This window comes from Streptomyces sp. JLBJ103 (assembly GCF_058215575.1).
Genome location: NZ_CM177089.1, coordinates 6,191,118 through 6,210,582, shown reverse-complemented (window position 1 = coordinate 6,210,582; position 19,465 = coordinate 6,191,118). Strand labels below are relative to the sequence as shown.

The 19,465-nt window shown below is 72.4% G+C and carries 16 protein-coding genes and 1 rRNA gene; 4 read left to right on the top strand and 13 right to left on the bottom strand.

Translation table 11 applies throughout. The features are described 5' to 3' along the window. Nucleotides 1-208 precede the first annotated feature (208 nt). The gene (locus AC4BEG_RS27450; RefSeq protein WP_490707218.1) at nt 209-2,011 is read left to right on the top strand and encodes a glycoside hydrolase family 15 protein; all 1,803 of its coding nucleotides are present in this window, start codon (nt 209-211) and stop codon (nt 2,009-2,011) included. A gap of 47 nt (nt 2,012-2,058) precedes the next feature. Beyond that, the gene (locus tag AC4BEG_RS27445) at nt 2,059-3,714 is read left to right on the top strand and encodes a PucR family transcriptional regulator (protein WP_490702404.1); all 1,656 of its coding nucleotides are present in this window, start codon (nt 2,059-2,061) and stop codon (nt 3,712-3,714) included. A gap of 44 nt (nt 3,715-3,758) precedes the next feature. On the opposite strand, the gene AC4BEG_RS27440 is transcribed toward AC4BEG_RS27445, so the two are convergent. The 6 genes from AC4BEG_RS27440 to AC4BEG_RS27415 form a co-directional block, all read right to left on the bottom strand. Continuing rightward, entirely contained in the window at nt 3,759-4,922 is a 1,164-nt protein-coding gene (locus AC4BEG_RS27440; protein WP_490702403.1) for a glycoside hydrolase family 64 protein, read from the bottom strand. Between the two features lie 136 nt (nt 4,923-5,058). Continuing rightward, complete coding sequence (locus AC4BEG_RS27435) at nt 5,059-6,198, bottom strand: glycosyltransferase family 4 protein (RefSeq protein WP_490707217.1); 1,140 nt, start codon at nt 6,196-6,198, stop codon at nt 5,059-5,061. Between the two features lie 246 nt (nt 6,199-6,444). Beyond that, entirely contained in the window at nt 6,445-8,196 is a 1,752-nt protein-coding gene (gene recN / locus AC4BEG_RS27430; protein WP_490702402.1) for a DNA repair protein RecN, read from the bottom strand. Between the two features lie 258 nt (nt 8,197-8,454). Then, entirely contained in the window at nt 8,455-9,333 is an 879-nt protein-coding gene (locus AC4BEG_RS27425; protein WP_201877451.1) for an NAD kinase, read from the bottom strand. A gap of 68 nt (nt 9,334-9,401) precedes the next feature. After that, nucleotides 9,402-10,274, bottom strand: a complete 873-nt coding sequence (locus AC4BEG_RS27420; protein WP_490707216.1) for a TlyA family RNA methyltransferase — start codon at nt 10,272-10,274, stop codon at nt 9,402-9,404. Between the two features lie 42 nt (nt 10,275-10,316). Next, nucleotides 10,317-10,676, bottom strand: coding sequence for a hypothetical protein (locus tag AC4BEG_RS27415; RefSeq protein WP_490702401.1), 360 nt, complete (start codon nt 10,674-10,676; stop codon nt 10,317-10,319). A gap of 63 nt (nt 10,677-10,739) precedes the next feature. On the opposite strand from AC4BEG_RS27415, the gene AC4BEG_RS27410 reads away from it, so the two are divergent. After that, a complete protein-coding gene (locus AC4BEG_RS27410) occupies nt 10,740-11,087 on the top strand; it encodes a sterol-binding protein (RefSeq protein WP_490702400.1) in 348 nt (115 codons plus the stop codon). On the opposite strand, the gene AC4BEG_RS27405 is transcribed toward AC4BEG_RS27410, so the two are convergent. The 4 genes from AC4BEG_RS27405 to AC4BEG_RS27390 all read right to left on the bottom strand — a co-directional run bounded on the left by AC4BEG_RS27405 (nt 11,035) and on the right by AC4BEG_RS27390 (nt 15,531). Beyond that, nucleotides 11,035-11,943 (bottom strand): ABC transporter ATP-binding protein, encoded by a 909-nt coding sequence (locus AC4BEG_RS27405; RefSeq protein ID WP_490707215.1) that lies wholly within the window; start codon nt 11,941-11,943, stop codon nt 11,035-11,037. The genes AC4BEG_RS27410 and AC4BEG_RS27405 overlap by 53 nt on opposite strands. Before the next feature lie 191 nt (nt 11,944-12,134). Further along, the gene (locus AC4BEG_RS27400) at nt 12,135-13,196 is read right to left on the bottom strand and encodes a FecCD family ABC transporter permease (RefSeq protein ID WP_490702399.1); all 1,062 of its coding nucleotides are present in this window, start codon (nt 13,194-13,196) and stop codon (nt 12,135-12,137) included. After that, nucleotides 13,193-14,242: a FecCD family ABC transporter permease gene (locus AC4BEG_RS27395; protein ID WP_490702398.1), complete on the bottom strand. Its 1,050-nt coding sequence runs from the start codon at nt 14,240-14,242 to the stop codon at nt 13,193-13,195. Before AC4BEG_RS27395 ends, AC4BEG_RS27400 begins: the two co-directional genes overlap by 4 nt. A gap of 236 nt (nt 14,243-14,478) precedes the next feature. Beyond that, nucleotides 14,479-15,531, bottom strand: coding sequence for an HAD-IIA family hydrolase (locus AC4BEG_RS27390; RefSeq protein ID WP_490702397.1), 1,053 nt, complete (start codon nt 15,529-15,531; stop codon nt 14,479-14,481). 79 nt (nt 15,532-15,610) lie between these two features. Here AC4BEG_RS27390 and AC4BEG_RS27385 point away from each other — a divergent pair, with 79 nt between their 5' ends. After that, nucleotides 15,611-16,897, top strand: coding sequence for a DUF1015 family protein (locus AC4BEG_RS27385; RefSeq protein ID WP_490702396.1), 1,287 nt, complete (start codon nt 15,611-15,613; stop codon nt 16,895-16,897). 59 nt (nt 16,898-16,956) lie between these two features. Here AC4BEG_RS27385 and AC4BEG_RS27380 read toward each other — a convergent pair whose 3' ends face one another. The 3 genes from AC4BEG_RS27380 to rrf all read right to left on the bottom strand — a co-directional run bounded on the left by AC4BEG_RS27380 (nt 16,957) and on the right by rrf (nt 19,358). Beyond that, nucleotides 16,957-17,793: a tetratricopeptide repeat protein gene (locus AC4BEG_RS27380; protein WP_490707214.1), complete on the bottom strand. Its 837-nt coding sequence runs from the start codon at nt 17,791-17,793 to the stop codon at nt 16,957-16,959. A 23-nt stretch (nt 17,794-17,816) separates the two neighbouring features. After that, a complete protein-coding gene (locus AC4BEG_RS27375) occupies nt 17,817-19,019 on the bottom strand; it encodes a hypothetical protein (RefSeq protein ID WP_490702395.1) in 1,203 nt (400 codons plus the stop codon). A gap of 222 nt (nt 19,020-19,241) precedes the next feature. Further along, nucleotides 19,242-19,358 (bottom strand): 5S ribosomal RNA (gene rrf / locus AC4BEG_RS27370). Nucleotides 19,359-19,465 lie beyond the last annotated feature (107 nt).

The window sequence follows — 19,465 nt, the reverse complement described above, 5'->3', positions numbered from 1 at the left end:
GGCCACCCGATCGGCCGTGAGATGCGAGCCACGATATGGACGAACACAAACGGATCATCGTTGTCCGTCGTATCCTGCTCGGACGCACGCATGCGAGCCACCCCGGCACGGCACCACCAGCACGCCCCCGGAACAAGAGCTCGTCGAGAATTTCCGAGACCGTAAGAACGCCTCACGGGGCAGTACGGCCGTTCGAATGGGGAAGCACGTGGCCGGGCGTATCGAGGACTACGCACTCATTGGGGATATGCAGACCGCCGCCCTCGTCTGCCGAGACGGGACGGTGGACTGGCTGTGCCTTCCGCGTTTCGACTCCCATGCCGTCTTCGCCGGTCTGCTGGGGACCGAGGAACACGGATTCTGGCGGCTGGGCCCGGCCCACGTCTCGGGCAGTGAGCCGCCGGCCGCCGATCGCCGCCGCTACCGGGGGGACTCGCTGGTCCTGGAGTCGGAGTGGGACACCCCGCGCGGCACCGTCCGCGTGATCGACTTCATGCCGCCGCGGGACGGCGCCCCGCAGCTGATCCGGATCGTGGAGGGCGTCAGCGGCCGGGTGCCGATGCGCTCGGCGCTGCGGATGCGCTTCTCCTACGGCTGGGTCGTGCCCTGGGTGCACAAGGTGGACTCGCGCACAGTCGCGGTCGCCGGTCCGGACTCGGTGTGGCTCGACACCGATGTGGACACCTACGGCAAGGATCTGACCACCTACGCCGACTTCACCGTCGCCCCCGGCGACCGGATCGCCTTCACCATCAGCTGGCAGCCCTCGCACAAGGAGCAGCCCGCGCTGCCCGAGCCGGAGGCCGCGCTGGAGGCCACCGAGGCGTTCTGGCGCGAGTGGGTCGAGCACTGCACGTACCACGGCCCGTACCGGGACGCGGTGGTCCGCTCGCTGATCACCCTCAAGGCGCTGACCTACGCCCCCACCGGCGGCATCGTGGCGGCGCCCACCACCTCCCTCCCCGAGGACATCGGCGGTGTCCGCAACTGGGACTACCGCTTCACCTGGCTGCGGGACGCGGCGATCACCCTGTCCTCGCTGCTGCGCACCGGCTACCGCGAGGAGGCCCGCGCCTGGCGCGAGTGGCTGCTGCGCGCGGTCGCGGGCGACCCGGAGAACCTCCAGATCATGTACGGGATCGCGGGCGAGCGGGAGTTGTCGGAGGCCGAGCTGACCTGGCTGCCCGGCTATGAGGGCTCCCAGCCGGTCCGGGTCGGCAACGGCGCGGCGGGCCAGCTCCAGCTGGATGTCTACGGCGAGGTCACCGAGGCGCTGCACCTGGCCCATATGACCGGCCTGGCGCGCAACGACTACGCGAGCATCCTCCAGCTGAAGCTGATCCGCTACCTCGAGGAGCACTGGGACGAGCCGGACGAGGGCATCTGGGAGGTGCGCGGTCCGCGCCGCCACTTCGTGCACTCCAAGGTGATGGCCTGGGTCGCGGTGGACCGCACCGTCAAGCTGATCGAATCGGGCGATGTGGACGGCCCGTTGGAGCGCTGGCGGGAGCTGCGCGACGAGATCCACCGCGATGTGTGCGAGAAGGGTTACGACGCCGAGCGCAACACCTTCACCCAGTCCTACGGCTCCAAGGAGCTGGACGCTTCCCTGCTGCTCATTCCGCAGATGGGCTTCCTGCCCCCGGACGACAAGCGGGTCATCGGCACCATCGAGGCGATCCAGCGCGAGCTGTCCACCCCCGACGGCTTTGTGCTGCGCTACCCGACGGCCGGTGAGGACGCGGGCGTGGACGGTCTCGAGGGCGATGAAGGGGCCTTCCTGGCCTGCTCGTTCTGGCTCGCCGACGACCTGGCGATGATCGGCCGGGTGGACGAGGCCCGCAAGCTCTTCGAGAAGCTGCTCGCGCTCCGGAACGACCTGGGGCTGCTGGCGGAGGAGTGGGACCCGCGCCTCCAGCGGCAGGTGGGCAACTTCCCGCAGGCGTTCAGCCATGTGCCGCTGATCGACACCGCGCTGCGGCTGACCGCCTCCGGCGCGTACGGCGGCTGACCGACGCCCACCGGCCCGTGCCGCCCGCGCCGGGTAACGTCCTGACCATGGAACCGCAGGGTCCCCAGGGGACGATCACCGTGGCGCGGGCGCTCGACCTTCCGGCGCTGCGCCGCGGGCTCCCGGAGGTGGTGTCCGGGGAGGATTTGCTGGACCGGCCTGTGCGCTGGGTGCACGCGGGCGAGGCGCCCAATATCGCGGCGCTGCTGCGTGGCGGGGAACTGCTGCTGACCACCGGTCTCGGCGTCGGACCGCGCCCGGCCGAGCAGCGCGCGTTCGTCCGCAGACTGGCCGAGCGGGGGATCGCCGCGCTGGTGGTGGAGCTGGGGCCGCGGTTCCGCGCACTGCCGGGGCCGGTGGTGGACACCGCGCGCTCCTGTGGGCTGCCGCTGGTGCAGCTCCATCGCGAAGTGCCGTTCGTGGCGGTCACCGAGGAGATCCACACCGAGATCGTCAATGAGCACTACGCCCTGCTGCGCCAGGCCGATGTGGTGCACCGCCAGGCGACCGAGGTGCTGCTGCGCGGCGGCGGGGTGCCGGAGATCCTGCGCCACTTCGCCCGGTTCGCGGCCAACCCGGTCTTCCTGGAGACCCCCGACGGGCAGCTGCTGTACGCGGCGGGGCCGGGCGAGGAGGCGGCCCGGCCGGGGCTCGCCGATCCGCTCCAGGTGTGGGAGGGGCTGCGGGCGCGCCGGGCGGCCGAGCAGCCGGAGCCCCCGGCGGGCAGTGTGATCGCGGACGTCCCGGGCGGCGGACACGGCCCGGGGTCGGTACGGGCCCGGCTGACCGTGCTGCCGGTGGCCGGACCGCTGGGGCCGGTGCACCGGATCGCGGCCGAGCGGACGGCGGATCTGCTGGCGGTGGTCATGCTGCGGGCCCGCCAGGAGGAGGAGTTGGCGGCCCGGGGCCGGGGCGACTTCCTCACCGATCTCGCGGAGGGCCGGATCGAGCCCTCGGAGGCGCCCGCCCAGGCGCGGGTGCTGGGCTTCCGGCCGGGGGACGGCCCGCTGCTGCCGGTGGTGGCGCGGCTGGCGGAGGAGGTGCGTCCGCTGGCCGGCGGGGAGAGCTGGGCGGCGCTGGCCCACGCTCTCCAGAAGGACTTGGCGGCGGCCGGGGTGCCGGTGCTGCTGGGGGTGCGGCTTCCGGAGGGCCGGGTGCCGCTGCTGGCCGGGCTGCGGGACGCGGTGGAGCGCGGTGCGGTCGCCGAGCGGATCGCGGCGGGGTTGCGGACCGCGGTGGAACGGGCCTGGCCGGACCGGGCGGGTTCGCGGCCGCCGGTGGTGGTCGCCGGTCTCGCGGTCGGCTGGGAGACGGCCGGGACGGAGCTGCGGCACGCCGCCGAGGCGGCCAACGCGGCCCGGGGCCTGCCGGACCGGGACTGGTACGACGTCCGCAGCCTGGATGTCGATCTGTTGCTGTGGCGACTGCGTGAGCACGGGGATCTGGCCGCCTTTGTCGACCGGGTGATCGGCCCGCTGCTCGCCCATGACCGCACCGCCCGCCCGCCGCTGGTGCCGACGCTGGAGGTGTATCTGCGGCATGCGGGCCGCAAGGCGGAGACGGCCCGCGCGCTGCATCTCAACCGGCAGACCCTGTACGACCGGCTGGCCCGGATCTCGCGGCTGCTCGGCAGCGACCTGGAGGACCCCCGGACGGTGCTCGCCCTGGGGGTGGCCCTCCAGGCCCGCCGCCATGTCCGCTGAGCGACGGCACACCCAGCGGGCTCAGAACGCCACACCCAGCGGGCTCAGAACGAGGTCAGGGTGAGGGTCATCGCCGTCGGCGCGGTGTCCTGGATGTAGGACGCGAAGTCGGCGACGTCGTCGAAGGCGAAGCCGTACGCCTTGCCGTCGGTGGTCGCCGCGTGCATGGCCTTGGCGTAATGGTGGGTGATCCGCTCGGTGTAGAAGGCGGCCGGGTCGGTGACCGGCTGATCGGCCGAGCTGTGCAGGGTGGTGCGGTTGAAGCCCGCGCCGAGGATCGCCGCGACCGGGCCCGTCGTCCCGTCGTTGGGCGCGGCCAGTGCGCCGTCGCAGAACAGCACGTCCTTGGTGGAGGGTTTGGCGAACGAGACGGACGCGGGGCCGGTGAAGGAGAGCTGTCCGCCGCTGACCCGGCCGGTGAAGGTGCCCGCGTTGGTGGTGACCTTGAGGTCCTTCGATCCGTAGGTGTCCCAGACCTGGTCGATGTAGGACGCGAAGTAGTCCTCGGGGAACAGTCCGGCGCCCAGACCGTGGCCCGGGGCGATCACCCGCAGCCGGTCGCCGAGCACCAGTCGGCCGAAGTCGTCGGTCGCGGCAAGATCGGAGAACACCTTGTCCCGGGCGCCGTCCTTGAGGGTGCCGGTGGTCTGGTCCTTGGCACCGGTGAGGTGGATCGCCAGCGGCACGCTGAACATGTCCACCATGGTGGTGTTGCAGAACATGCCGTCGGCGGTGAAGGTGAACTCCGCGCAGTCGTGCAGGACTTGGTAGTTGGGGTCCCCGGAGACCCATCCGGCCGGGTACTGCAACGCGGGTTTGCCCGCGCCGTCGGCGACCGCCTTGAACTTCAGCCGGGAGCCCAGCGCGACATAGATCCGGCCCGACATCCGCGGCAGGGTCAGCTTGGTGTCTCCGCTCCCGGCCAGCGGGATGGCGTAGTCGGTCCAGCCGTCGGAGCCGTTGTCGGACAGGGCGATGGGGGCGAGTTGGCCGTCGGGGGTCACCCGCACCTGGCGTCCGCCCTCGTTGCCGACGATGTAGAGCCATATCGACGTATTGGCGAACTGACCGGTGCGGTTGACGACGGTGAGCGGCAGGGTGTCGGCCCGCTGGGCGCCGACGGCCCGGCCGCCGGTGAGGGCGAGTCCGGAACCGGCGGCGGCCGCGGTCGCGGCGAGGGAACCCAGCAGCTTTCGGCGACTGATCACGGTGTAGTGCTCCTCGGCGTAGTGGGGGTTGCCGGGACATGCGTGGGGGGTGACGTACAGCGGTGACCTGCAGCGCGGTTGAGAGCGCTCTCCGACCGTCACTGCGCAGCACCCTGCCCATCGCCGCCGGGGGGCGTCAACCCCCGTGACACCAAAAGGTCTGAACCAACTCGTCGTAGATGCTGAGGACATGGCCGACCGTGTCGTCCTCGGTGGGCCAACCGGCCGTCCGCGCCCGCCCGGCAGCGGCCAGCGCCACCCTCCGCGCCGGGTCGGCGAGCAGCCCGATGACGGCGCCGGCCAGCGCCTCCGGATCGCCGTACGGCACCAGTTCGGCCGCGTCCCCGACCAGTTCGGGCACTCCGCCCACGGCCGTGGCGACCAGCGGCACCCCCGCGTGGAGGGCCTCCTGGGCGAGCAGCGAACGCGCTTCCCAGCGGCTGGAGAGCACCGCGACATCGGCCGCCGCGAGCAGCTCCGGCACATCGTCACGACGGCCGAGCAGCCGCACCGGCAGCCCTTCCGCCTCGATCCTGCGCTGGAGCGGCGCACGGTCCGGCCCCTCCCCCGCGACCACCAGCACCGGCTGCGGGTCCAGCGCACGCCACCGTCGGGCCGCGTCCAGCAGCGGGCCGAAGCCCGTCGTCTCCAGACGGCCCACGGTGATCAGCAACGGCCGCTCCACGGCGCCCAGTTCGGCCCGCGCCTTCTGCGCGTCACCCTCGCCCGCCCCGTCCGGGCCGCCCGCGGCACGCGGCGCCGGGACCGCGACCGGTGCCAGCCGCGCGTCCCGGGCACCCCGGGCGCGGGCCCGGTCCACCAGATCCGAGGAGGCGCCCAGCACGATCGAGGCGGTGCGCGCCACCTTGCGCTCCATCAGCCGGACCACCGGTGCCCGCACCCCGTCGGTGTCCACCGCGGTGTGCCAGGTGACGATCAGCGGAACGCGCCGGCCGCGCAGGGCCATCGCGGCCAGCAGTCCGGAGCGCAGCCCATGGGCGTGCACCAGCCCGGCGCCGAGCGAGGCCGAACGCAATGAGGCGACGCTTCCGGCGTCGGTCAGCGCGTCGAGGGCGGCGAACCGCGCGCCCGCCTCGGTGAAGCCGTACCCGACTTCGGCGCTCCAGGGCCCGCATACGGTCACCCGCAGCCCGCGCGCCACCAGCCCGGCCGACAGCGACCGCACATGCACCCCGCTGCCCGAACCGCCCTTCCCCAGCACCTGGACGGCGTGCAACGACGGCTGCCCGTGCGGCGGGACCGGGGTGGTGCTCACGGTACTGCTCACTCGGGCGGAGCTCCTGAGGCGGTATGAGGCGGTATAGGGTCGAGGACGGGGCGCGGCGATGCGGGGCGGTACGAGTGCGCTGGGCCCAACAATGCCAGCACTCGCGGTGCCCCCGCGGCAATGCCTGCGCGGGGCGCCCGGCCCTGACTCGGCCGTACGTCCGCAGCACCACCCGTACGGGTGACCCCGGGAAGCCCGGTGGGGTCCGGTCGCGCCCCGAAGCCCGCGAAGCGCTCAGCGTCCCGCGCGCGCGGTCTCCAGCAGCTCTTCGGCGTGCGCCCGCGCCAGTTCCGAATCCTCCTGGCCCGCCAGCATCCGCGACAGCTCCCGTACGCGGTCCTCGCCCGCCATGGCCTTGACCCCACTGCGGGTCACCGACCCGTCGTTGGTCTTCTCCACCACCAGGTGCCGGTCGGCGAAGGCCGCGACCTGGGGCAGATGTGTGACCACCACGACCTGTGCGGAACGGGCCAGCCGCGCCAGCCGACGGCCTACCTCGACCGCGGCCTTGCCACCGACGCCCGCGTCCACCTCGTCGAAGAGATACGTCGGCACCGGATCGGAACCGGCGAACACCACCTCGACCGCGAGCATCACCCGGGACAGCTCACCGCCCGAGGCACCCTTGGCGATCGGACGGGGCGGGGCGCCGGGGTGGGGGGCGAGCAGCAGCTCGACCTCGTCGGCGCCGTGCGGACCGTAGAGCACGGCCCGGCCGCCCACCTCGATGCCCGCCGTCTCATCCGCGGCGTCGGTCTGGCGGATCGCGAAGGTCACGCGGGCGTGCGGCATGGCCAGTTCGGCCAGTTCGGCGGTGACCGCCTCGGCGAAGCGGGCGGCGGCCTCGGTCCGGGCGTCGGTGAGCGTCTGCGCCAGCTCGCCGAGTTCGGTGCGCAGCGCGTCGCGCTCGGCGGTCAGCTCGCCGATGCGGTCGTCGTCGCCGTCCAGTTCGGCCAGCCGGGCCGCGCCCTGCTCCGCCCAGGCCAGCACGTCCGCGATGCTCTCGCCGTACTTCCGGGTCAGCTGGCCCAGCGCCGCGCGGCGCTCCTCGACGGCGGCCAGCCGCAGCGGATCGGCGTCGAGGTTGTCGGCGTAGCCCGCCAGCTCCTGGGCGACGTCGGACAGCAGGATGCCGACCTCGCCGATCCGGTCGGCCAGCCCGGCCAGCGCCGGGTCGTGGGAGCGTACGGCTTCCAGGGCGCGGTGGGCGCCCCCGACCAGGGTGGCGGCGTCCACCCCCTCGGGGTCCTCCGGGTTCCCGGCCAGGGCGGCATGGGCGACGGCGGCGGCAGAGGCCAGGGCCTCGGCATGGCCGAGCCGCTCGGCCTCGGCGGCCAGTTCGGAGTCCTCCCCCGGGCGGGGCTCGGCGTCGGCCACCTCCTCGAGACCGAAGCGGAGCAGATCGGCTTCCTGCGCGCGCTCACGGGCGCGGGTGGTCAGCTCGTCCAGCTCGGCGGTGACGGCACGCAGTCTGCGGTAGGCGCCCGCGTACTTCTCCAGCGGTCCGGCGACCGCCTCGCCCGCGTACCGGTCCAGTGCCTCGCGCTGCCGGGCGGGCCGCATCAGGCCCTGCTGATCGGTCTGGCCGTGAACGGCCACCAGGTCGTCGGCCAGCTCGGCCAGCAGCCCCACCGGGACCGACCGGCCGCCCACATGGGCGCGGGAGCGGCCTTCGGCGGAGAGCGTACGGCTGATCAGCAGCGCGCCGTCATCCAGTTCGGCGCCCGCCTCCTCGGCCCGCACCGCCGCCGCCGAGCGCGCGTCGACCGTGATCCGCCCCTCGACGACCGCCGCCTTGGCGCCGATCCGCACCAGGGCGGCGTCCGCGCGGCCGCCCAGCAGCAGCCCCAGACTGGTGACCACCATGGTCTTGCCCGCGCCGGTCTCACCGGTCACCGCGGTGAAGCCGGGTGACAGCTCGACGACCGCGTCGTCGATGACGCCCAGCGCACGTATCCGCATCTCCTCCAGCACGTGCACGACCATACGAGGTTTGGCGGGTCGGACGCGACGACGGGGCTCACCTTCCGGGTTCCGCCCGCACAGATGACCGGGCGGACGGAGCCCGGCGGGTGCGCCCCGAAGGGGCGCGGGGCTGTATCGATATGCGGCTCCGCCGCGTGGGCGCGACCGGCCACGACACAGCCGCAGCCGCAGCCGCATGACGGCACCTCGCGGCACTCACTTCCCGCGGATCGCTTAGGTCCTGTCCTAGTGGGGGGCGCCGCACTTCCCGCGGAGCGCTCAGTGGGGGGCGCCGCGCCAGCCCGCCACCGGGAGGGCGAACTTGGCCACCAGACGGTCGGTGAACGACGCGTGGTGCAGCCGCGCCAGCCGCACCGGTACGGCACCCCGCCGCACCTCCACCCGCGCCCCGGCGGGCAGTTCCACCGTGCGGCGCCCGTCGCACCACAGCACCCCGTGCGGCGTCTGCGGCTGTACCTCCACCGCGAGCACCGAGTCCGGCGTGGTCACCAGCGGCTTGGCGAACAGGGCATGGGCGCTGATCGGCACCATGAGCAGCGCCTCCACCTCCGGCCAGACCACCGGCCCGCCCGCCGAGAAGGCGTACGCCGTCGAACCGGTGGGGGTCGCGCAGACCACACCGTCGCCGCCGAAGCGGGACACCGGACGGCCGTCGACCTCGGTGACGACCTCGAGCAGCCGCTCACGGGCCGCCTTCTCCACCGACGCCTCGTTCAGCGCCCAGTCGGTGTGCACGATGTGGCCGTCGTTGCGGACGAGCACATCGATCGTCATCCGCTCCTCGACCTCGTACTGCCGGGTCACCACCCGGTCCACGACCTTGTCCAGGTCATCGCGCTCGGCCTCGGCGAGGAAGCCGACCCGGCCCAGGTTGACCCCGAGCATCGGCACCCCGGAGATCCGCGAGAACTCCGCCCCGCGCAGCAGCGTCCCGTCCCCACCGAGCACCACCAGCAGTTCACAGCCGTCCAGGACGTCCCGGCCCGCCTCCACCCGTTCGACCGAGGGCGGCAGCGGAAGGTCCTCGGCCTCGGCGGCGAGCACCCGTACCCCGATACCGCTGCGCAGCAGCCCCTGCACCACCAGCTCCGCGCTGCGGATGGCCGCGGGGCGGCCGGTGTGCGCGAGCAGGAAGATGGTGCGCCTGGCCGTCGGCTCTGCCCGATCGGCTTGATCCGCTGATTCCGACGCTGCTTCTGAAGTGGTCAACTGGGCCCCTCCGCCACTGCACGGTCAACATCGGCCGGGTCCAGTGCCGGCGCCCCGGCGCGCATCCACAAAAAGTACTCGACATTGCCCGACGGCCCGGGCAACGGGCTGGCCGTCACACCCAGCACTCCAAGACCCAGACCCGCCGCCTGTTCCGCCACCGTGCGCACCGCCTCGGCGCGCAGCTCGGCGCTGCGGACGACACCGCCGCTGCCGAGCCGTTCCTTGCCGACCTCGAACTGCGGTTTGACCATCAGCACCAGATCGGCGCCGGGCGCGGCACAGCGCACCAGGGCGGGCAGCACCAGCCCCAGTGGAATGAAGGAGAGATCGCCGACGACCAGGTCCACGGGCTCCCCTCCGATCTGTTCGAGCGTCAGCTCGCGTACGTTCGTACGGTCCAGAACGGTCACGCGTTCATCGCTCTGGAGGGACCACGCGAGCTGTCCGTATCCGACGTCCACGGCGACCACACCGGAGGCGCCGGCGCGCAGCAGGACATCGGTGAAGCCCCCAGTGGACGCGCCCGCGTCCAGCGCCCGCCGCCCGGCGACCGCGAGCGCAGCCCCGGGCAGCGGCCGGACGTCGGTGACCTGCCCGGCGCCGGGACCGTTCCGGTACTCCTCGCTGAAGGCGTAGAACGCCCCCGCCAGCTTGTGGCCACCGCGCGAGACATACTCCGGATCGCTGTCGTCCTTGATCACGACGACGGCGGCGCTGGTCTCCACCTGGGTGGCGGCCTTGGTCGCGGTCATCCCGCCGACGGTGACACGGCCCGCGGCGATCAGCTGACTGGCGTGCTCACGGGAACGGGCCAGCTCGCGGCGCACCAACTCCGCGTCGAGTCGTACGCGTCGTGGGCGGGTCACTGCCACGGGTGATTCAGCTCCTGAGGTCGGTTCCGGAGGTGGTCATACGGGGCCTTGCGGGGCGGGGGCCGGAGGTCCGGGCCGCCGGTCGAGTGCCGTCAGCGTGTCGCGCAGGCCCTGGTGCACATCCTCGTACACCTCCAGGTGCTCGCCCGTCCCGAGGTGGTCGGCATCGGCCAGCCGCTCGAGCCGTGCGTCGACCTCGGCGACGCCGGTGGGGGTACGGGGGACGCCGAGCGGAGCCGGTTCCGCGAGCCCGGGAGCCTCGGCGGACGGGGCGGGGGCGGCGTCCGGGGACGGTTCTGCCGCGGGCCGCGGCACCGTGCCCGCTGTGAGGTCCGGCACAGCGGGCACGGCGCCGGACTCTGCTCCGGGCCGTACGCCCGGCATCGGCTCACTCATGCCCCGACGCTACCGCGAACCGTACGTTCTCCGACGTGCGCGACCTGGGGTACGGTCATCGCGATGGCGACCTTGGAACAGTGCCGTGGCGCACTCGACAAACTGGCGGAGAATCTCGCGGGCGCGAACGGGGACCTCCGCGGCGCCGCCGCGCTCGACCGCTCGGTGAGCTGCTGGATCACCGACCTCGACACCACCTTCGTCGGCCGGCTGGTGGACAGCCGGATCGAGGATGTGACGACGGTGTCCGGCCCGCCGCCCGAGCGTGCGCAGATCCGGCTCGCGATGAGCGGTGACGACCTGGTGTCGCTGGTCGACGGTGAGCTGCACTTCGCCCGAGCGTGGGGCAGCGGCCGGATCAAGCTCGAGGCGGGCCTGCTCGATCTGGTCCGGCTGCGGAAGCTGCTGTAGCGGTCGACAGCTCACGGGACCTGCCGTCCGGGCGGCCCGGAGATCCGGCCGCGTCCGAGGCGCCCGGCGTACCGGAGGAGGTACGGGCCCGGCGAGCGGCCGGGATGACCAGCGGGGTGCCGGTCTCGGGGTCGTCGATCACCTGGCAGCGCAGTCCGAAAACCCGCTCCACCAGCTCCGCGGTGACCACCTCACCCGGCGCCCCCTCGGCGACGATCACCCCGTCGCGCATCGCGATCAGATGGGTGGCGTAGCGGGCGGCGTGATTGAGGTCGTGGAGGACCGCGACGAGGGTGCGGCCCTGCTCCTCGTGGAGCTGGGCACACAGGTCCAGCACATCGATCTGGTGCTGGATGTCCAGATAGGTGGTGGGCTCGTCGAGGAGCAGCAGCGGGGTCTGCTGGGCGATGGCCATGGCGATCCACACCCGCTGGCGCTGGCCGCCGGAGAGCTCGTCGACATAGCGGTCGCCCAGCTCACCCACGCCGGTGGCGTCCATCGACTCCTGGACGATCCGCTCGTCCGTCTCCGACCACTGGCGCAGCAGCCCCTGGTGCGGATAGCGGCCGCGGGCGACCAGGTCGGCGACGGTGATCCCGTCCGGGGCGATCGAGGACTGGGGCAGCAGTCCGAGGGTGCGGGCGACCTTCTTGGCGGGCAGCGAGCCGATCGCCGTCCCGTCCAGCAGCACCGATCCGGCGGCGGGCTTGAGCATCCGGGACAGGGCGCGCAGCAGGGTGGACTTACCGCAGGCGTTGGGCCCGACGATCACCGTGAAGGAGTGGTCCGGGACGGTGACGGAGAGGTTCTCGGCGACCGTACGGCGGTCGTAGGCGAGGGTGAGCCCCTCGGCCATGAGCCGCTGCGGCCCGCCGGCGGCGCCATGCGTACGCGTACCGGTGCTGGTGCTGGTGCTGGTTCCGGTGCTGGTGCTGGTGCTGGTGCTGGTGCTGGTGCTGGAAGCCACGGTCTGCCGGGTGTCCTTGTCCTGCCGGGTGTCCTTGCCCATGGTGTGTTCCGTGTCTCCGTCCGCGCCGTTGTGTTTCCTCATATCCGCCCCGCCTTGCGTTCGGTCACCAGCAGCCACACCAGATAGCCGCCGCCCAGCATCCCGGTGAGCACGCCCACCGGCAGCTGATCGGCCCCGAAGAGCCGCTGCGCCGACCAGTCGGCGGTGATCAGCAGCCCGGCGCCCATCCAGGCCGACGGCAGCAGATTCGGCCCCGAGGAGCGGGTGAGCCTGCGGGCCAGCTGCGGGGCGGTGAGCGCCACGAAGGCGACGGGCCCGGCGGCGGCCGTGGCGGACGAGGTGAGCACGATGGCCGCGAGCATCAGCACCAGCCGGATCCGCTCCACCCGCACCCCGAGGGCGTAGGCGCTGTCGTCGCCCATCTCCAGCATCCGCAGATCCCGGGCGTGGCCCAGCACCACGGGCAGCAGCACGGCGCAGACCACGGCCAGCGGCCAGACCTGGGCCCAGTCCCGCCCGTTGAGCGAACCGGTCAGCCACACCACCGCGCGGGTGGCGTCCGGGAGATCGGCCTTGGTCAGCAGATAGCCGTTGACGGCGCTGAGCATCGAGGAGGCGCCGATACCGACGAGCACCAGCCGGTAGCCGTGGACGCCCTGCCGCCACGCCAGCGCGTAGACCCCGCCCCCGGTCACCAGACCGCCGATGACGGCCCCGGCCGCGACCGCGCCGGGGCTGCCCTGGAACAGCACGATGACCGCGAGCGCACCGGCGGCCGAGCCCTGTCCGAAGCCGATCACGTCCGGACTGCCCAGCGGATTGCGGGAGATGCTCTGGAAGAGTGCGCCGGACAGCCCGAGGGCCCCGCCGACCAGCAGCCCCACCAGCACCCGCGGCATCCGCAGCTCATTGATGATGAAGTCCTGGGCGGCGGTGCCATTGCCGGTCAGAGTGCGGATCACATCGGTGGGGGCGATGGGGAAGTCGCCGGTGCCGATGAGGACAACGCTCATCACCAGCGATACGGCGATCAGCAGCAGACCGACGACCGCCCCGCGCAGGTCCAGGCGCATCGAGAACCCGCGGGTGCGCAGCGTCACCCCGCGCGTCCTGGGCGTCAGGCGCTTGCTCGCGTTCACAGTTGGGCCATCCTCCGGCGGCGTACGAGGTAGATGAAGACGGGCCCGCCGATGAAGGTGGTGACCACTCCGACCTGGAGTTCGGCGGGCCGGGCGGCGATCCGGCCGATCACGTCGGCACCCAGCACCAGCACCGGTGAGAGCACCGCGGCGTACGGCAGGATCCAGCGCAGATCGGGGCCGGTGAGCGCGCGCACCAGGTGCGGCACCATCAGCCCGACGAACGCGATCGGCCCGCAGGCGGCGGTCGCGGCCCCGCACAGCAGGGTGATGGCCAACATCGACAGCGCCCGAGTACGGCCCAGATGGGTGCCGAGCGCGCGGGCGGTGTCGTCGCCGAGCGCCATGGCGTTCAACGGGCGGGCCAGCGCCAGCGCGAGGACCGAGCCGACCAGCAGGAAGGGCGAAACCTGCTGGACGGTCGTCATGTTCGCGGAGGCGAGCGAACCGACCATCCAGAAGCGCATCTTGTCCAGTGCCACCCCGTCCAGCAGCTGAACGGCGTTGACGTATCCGTAGAGCGCGGCATACACGGCCGTGCCCGCGAGCGCGAGCCGCACCGGGGTGGCCCCGCGGCTGCCCCCGAGCGCGTACACCAGGGCGGAGGCCGCGGCGGTGCCGAGGAACGCGAACCACACATACCCGGTCAGCGAGGTGACGCCGAGAAAGCTGATCGCCGAGACGACGGCGGCGGCCGCGCCCGTGCTCAGACCCAGCAGCCCGGGATCGGCCAGCGGATTGCGGGTGAGCGCCTGGATGACCGCGCCGGAGAGCCCGAGACCGATGCCGACGAGCAGCCCGAGGATGGTGCGCGGAACCCGTAGGTCCCGGATCACCACATCGCTGTTCTCGCCGCTGTAGTGGAACAGCCCGTGCCAGACCTCATCCAGGGGGATCGGCTTGGCGCCGATGGCGATACTGGCCGCGACGACCACCAGCAGCACGGCGACCGAGGCGACCAGCCCGGCCGCTCGACGCGCGGTGCGGCGTCCCGGTGGCGCGGTCGCTGTCTCGGTCCCGGCTTTCACCGGACTGACCAGGGTCACGCGGAACTCCACCTCACAGCACGGCCGATCAAGATTTAGGTTAGGTTACCCTAAGCCTCAACGGCCGAACCCTGGCGGGATCCGGAAGACCGGGAGGTCGGCGAGGTCCGCGAGATCGACGGGATCCGCGAGATCGAGGGCGTTCGCGAGATCGACGGGATCCGCGAAATCGAGGGGGTCGGCGAGTTCGACAGGCTGTCCGCGAGATCACTCACCGGCCCCGGTCGCCCAGGCGCTCACCACCCCAGTCGCGCCAGCGCCTTCCCCGCGTCCGCGGTGCTCACACCGTCACCCGCCGCTGTCCAGGCCGCCGCGCACAGCGCCCGCAGCCCGTCCATCGGCTCGTCCCCGTCACCCTCCAGCAGCAGCGCGCCGTCGTGCACCTGGGCCGTCCAGCCGCCGCACCGGAACCCGTCCGCCACACGGTCCGCGGCCCCGATGGGCTCCACCTCGGGCTGGGAGTTGAGCAACCCCCTCAAGTCGCGGTCCACATACGTCGGCCGGTGCTCCGGCGGGGCCGCCAGCAGCTGCGCCGCGTCCGTCACCCCGGTCAGCACCAGCAGCGAGTCCACCTCACCCGCGTACGCGCCCTCGATATCGGTGTCCAGCCGGTCCCCGACCACCAACGGCCGCCGGGCACCGGTCCGCAGGATCGTCTCCCGGTGCATCGGCGGCAGCGGCTTCCCCGCCACCTGCGGGGACCTTCCCGTGACGATCCGTACGACCTCGACCGCCGCGCCATTGCCCGGGGCGATACCCCGACCGCTCGGAATCGTCAGATCCGTGTTGGACGCGAACCACGGCACCCCGCGCCCCACCGCGTACCCCGCCTCCATCAGCCGGGACCAGGGCATCTCCGGTCCGCCGTACCCCTGCACCACCGCCGCCGGATCGTCGTCCGCCGACTCCACCGGCGTCAGACCGCGCTCGCGCAGCGCCACCCGCAGCCCCTCCCCACCGGCCACCAGCACCCGCGCGCCCGACGGCAACTGCTCGGCGATCAGCCGGGCCACCGCCTGCGCCGAGGTGATCACGTCCTCGGGCCCGGCGGGCACCCCGAGACGGGTCAGATGCTCGGCCACCGCCTCCGGGGTGCGCAGTGCGTTGTTGGTCACATACGCGAGCCGCATCCCGTCGTCCCGCACGGTGCCCAGCGCCTCCACGGCGTGGTCGATCGCCTCACCGCCCGCGTACACCACCCCGTCGAGGTCCAGCAGGGCGGTGTCGTACACCTCGTTCAGCGGCCGCTGACTGCCCTCGGGCCGGGTCCGGACGGCGGTCTGGTTCATGGCTGGACACACTCCTCGCAGATCTGTGCGTTACGCCCCCGATCATCGCCCATCCCCGTACGGGGCATAGCATTCTCAAATGAGCATTCCAGGGCCTGGCGGGCAAGGTCTCCAGCTCACCCCGTTCCGTGGGCTGCGCTACGCGGCGGAACGGGTCAGCAGTATCGCCGCTGTCACCTCCCCGCCCTATGACGTCGTAGTTCGGCCCGACGGTCTGCGCGCACTCGAGACCGCGGACCCCTACAACATCGTCCGATTGATCCTTCCGCAGGCCGGCACCCCCGCCGACCGCCACCGGCAGGCCGCCGAGACGCTGCGCCGCTGGCAGGCCGACGGCATCCTCGCCGCCGACCCGGAACCGGCGCTCTACATCTATGAACAGCGCGACGGCCAGAGCCTCCAGCGCGGTCTGATCGGTGCCCTTCGGCTGAGCCCTCGCGAGGAGGGCATCGTCCTCCCGCACGAGGAGGTCATGCCGCATGTCGTCGAGGACCGCGCCGATCTGATGCGCGCCACCGCGGCCAATCTGGAACCCCTGCTGCTCGCCTACCGCGGCAACGGCGGGGTGAGCGGTGCCGCCCATGTCATCGAACGCACCGTACAGCGCGAGCCGTTGCTGTCCACGACCACCGAGGACGGGATCGACCACCATCTGTGGCGGGTGACCGACCCGGGCGATCTCGTCGAGATCGCCACCGACCTCCGCCGCCACCAGGCCCTCATCGCCGACGGCCACCACCGCTGGGCCACCTATCTGCGGCTGCGCGAGGAGCGGCCCGAACCCGGCCCGTGGGACTACGGCCTCGTCCTGCTCGTGGACACCACCCGCTACCCGCTCCGGGTCCGGGCCATCCACCGGCTGCTGAGACGGCTGCCGCCCGCCAAGGCACTGGCCGCGGCGGGCCACGCCTTCCGGATCCAGGAGATCGAGGGCCCACTGCCGCGCGCCCTCGACGCGCTGGCCGAGGCCAGGACCGCGGAGCCCGGCGGAAACGCCTTCCTGCTCACCGGGGACGGACGCTTCCACCTCCTGGACCGCCCCGACGCCGAACTGCTGGCCCGTACAGTCCCCGAGGGACGCCCGGAGGCATGGCGCACCCTGGACGCGACGGTCCTCCACTCCGTGCTCCTGGAACACCTCTGGAACGTCCCGGACGCGCCCGAGCACATCGGCTACATCCACGACGCGGAGGCCGCGGTCGAGCAGGCGGAACGGCTGGGCGGCACGGCGGTGCTGATGCATCCGGTGGACGAGGACGTCGTCCACGACCTGGCCCGCCAGGGCGTCGCCATGCCGCACAAGTCGACCTCCTTCGGGCCGAAGCCGGCCACGGGCCTTGTGCTGCGCAGTCTGACGCTGGGCTGAACCTGACGCGGAAGAGGGCGGCACCCGTGTGACACGGGTGCCGCCCTCTTCACGGTCTGTCAGCGGTCGTCGCCGTCCTGCGGTTCGACGGTGTTCTCGACGGCAGGGGTGACCTCGGCGGCCTCAGCGGCTTCGGTGGCTTCCGCTGTGGGCTCAGCAGCCTCGTCGTCCTCGGTCGCGTGGTCCTCGGTCTCGGCGTCCTCGACAGCCTCGGCGGCCTCGGCAGCCTGGACCTCGGGCTCGTCCTGAACCGCCTCGTCGGGGTCGAGGGCGTCCACGAACTCCACACCGTCCAACTCCGCGAGCCGGTCCGACGCGTCCGTGGTCCCACCCTGGTCGGCCTCGAGCGCCTTGGCGAACCACTCACGGGCCTCGTCCTCACGCCCCACGGCCAGCAGCGCGTCGGCGTACGCGTAACGCAGCCGCGCGGTCCAGGGCTGGACGGAGTGCGAGGCCAGCTCCGGGCTCTGCAAGGTCACCACGGCGGCGTCGGCCTGGCCCATGTCGCGCCGGGCACCGGCGGCCACCAGCCGCATCTCGACCTGACCGGCCCGGTCCAGCTTCTGCACCTCGGGCTCACCGGCCATGGCGAGCGCCCGCTCGGGACGGCCCATGCCACGCTCGCAGTCCGCCATCACCGGCCACAACTCCGAGTTTCCGGTCATCCGCCGGGCGGCCCGGAACTCGGCGAGGGCCTCGGCGTACTTCCCCACGGCGTACGAGGCGAAGCCCGCGGCCTCGCGCACGGCGGCCACCCGGGAGGCGAGCCGCAGCGCGACGCGGGAGTACTGGTACGCCTGCTCGGGCTCGGTGTCGAGCAGCTCGGCGACCATGACGAGGTTCTTCGCCACGTCCTCCGCCAGCGTCTTCGGCAGGCTCATCAGCTCCTGCCGCACCGACTTGTCGATCTCGTCGCCAGTCACGTCCTCCGGGATCGGCAGCCGCTTGATGGGCTCGCGGTCCCCGCGCTCCCGGCCCCGGTCGCCCCGGTCGTCACGCCGCCCATAGCCACCGGAACGGTCGTCACGACGCCCGTAGCCACCGCCGGACCGGTCATCGCGCCCACGGCCCTGGCCGTACGGACGACGCGGACCGCGATCGTCCCGGTCCTCGCGCCGGAACCCGCCATCGCGATCATCACGACGCGGACCGCGCGGCCGGTCATCACGCCGATCATCCCGGCGCTCATCGCGGCGGTCATCGCGGCGGAACCCACCACGGTCATCACGGCGCTCATCCCGGCGATCGTCACGCCGGAACCCACCACGGTCGTCACGACGGTCATCACGCCGATCGTCACGACGGAAACCGCCACGGTCATCGCGCCGATCATCACGGCCGAACCCACCACGGTCATCACGGCGCTCATCGCGCCGATCGTCACGGCGGAAGCCACCTCGGTCGTCACGGCGGTCATCACGGCGGAACCCACCGCGGTCGTCATCACGACGGACGCCGGGACGGTCATCACGGTCACGCCGGAAACCGCCCTGGCGGAACCCTCCGTCGCGGTCGTCACGACGCGGACCGCGCGGGCGGTCATCCCGCCGGTCATCGCGCCGGTCGTCACGACGCTCATAGCCACCGCCCGGCCGACCGCCACGGTCATCACGGCGCCCGAAGCCACCGCCACCGGGTCGACCACCACGGTCATCATCACGACGCGGCCCACGGTCGTCGCGCCGGTCATCGCGGCGGAAGCCACCTCGGTCGTCACGACGCTCATCGCGCCGGAACCCACCACGATCGTCATCGCGCCGGTCGTCACGGCGGAAGCCACCTCGGTCGTCACGGCGGTCATCACGGCGGAACCCACCGCGGTCGTCATCACGACGGACGCCGGGACGGTCATCACGGTCACGCCGGAAACCGCCCTGGCGGAACCCTCCGTCGCGGTCGTCACGACGCGGACCGCGCGGGCGGTCATCCCGCCGATCGTCACGCCGGTCGTCACGACGCTCATAGCCACCGCCCGGCCGACCGCCACGGTCATCACGGCGCCCGAAGCCACCGCCACCGGGTCGACCACCACGGTCATCATCACGACGCGGCCCACCCTGCCGATCATCACGGCGGTCGTCGCGCCGGTCATCGCGGCGGAAGCCACCACGGTCGCGGTCACGGCGGGGTCCGGAATCGCGGAAGTCCCGCCGGTCGCCGCCGTCCCGGCGCCGCGGCTCGCGCTCCGACCGGTCGTCGGGAGAGTTGGTGGACATCGGCATGACTCCTGTCTTGAGGTACTTCAGTCATTCTCCCGCACCGGCCCAGCCGATGCGGAAACAGCAAAAACAAAAGGACCCTTGGTCCCAGCGTTGAACGCTGGGACCAAGGGTCCTGAAAGATTGTTCGGCGGCGTCCTACTCTCCCACAGGGTCCCCCCTGCAGTACCATCGGCGCTGAAAGGCTTAGCTTCCGGGTTCGGAATGTAACCGGGCGTTTCCCTAACGCAATGACCACCGAAACCCTATCGGGTTCTAGCGAACAAGCACACTCTTCAATTAATAAAGTGGAATCTGTTCACCGGTGCGACTGTTCGCAACCCGGGAACCACACAGTGGACGCGAGCAA

What these genes read in the sequence shown, in the direction of transcription:
- AC4BEG_RS27445 (WP_490702404.1), top strand. Translation starts at nt 2,059, where the DNA reads ATGGAACCGCAGGGTCCCCAGGGGACGATCACCGTGGCGCGGGCGCTC.
- recN (WP_490702402.1), bottom strand. Translation starts at nt 8,196, where the DNA reads ATGGTCGTGCACGTGCTGGAGGAGATGCGGATACGTGCGCTGGGCGTC.
- AC4BEG_RS27415 (WP_490702401.1), bottom strand. Translation starts at nt 10,676, where the DNA reads ATGAGTGAGCCGATGCCGGGCGTACGGCCCGGAGCAGAGTCCGGCGCC.
- AC4BEG_RS27410 (WP_490702400.1), top strand. Translation starts at nt 10,740, where the DNA reads ATGGCGACCTTGGAACAGTGCCGTGGCGCACTCGACAAACTGGCGGAG.
- AC4BEG_RS27405 (WP_490707215.1), bottom strand. Translation starts at nt 11,943, where the DNA reads ATGGCCGAGGGGCTCACCCTCGCCTACGACCGCCGTACGGTCGCCGAG.
- AC4BEG_RS27390 (WP_490702397.1), bottom strand. Translation starts at nt 15,531, where the DNA reads ATGAACCAGACCGCCGTCCGGACCCGGCCCGAGGGCAGTCAGCGGCCG.
- AC4BEG_RS27385 (WP_490702396.1), top strand. Translation starts at nt 15,611, where the DNA reads ATGAGCATTCCAGGGCCTGGCGGGCAAGGTCTCCAGCTCACCCCGTTC.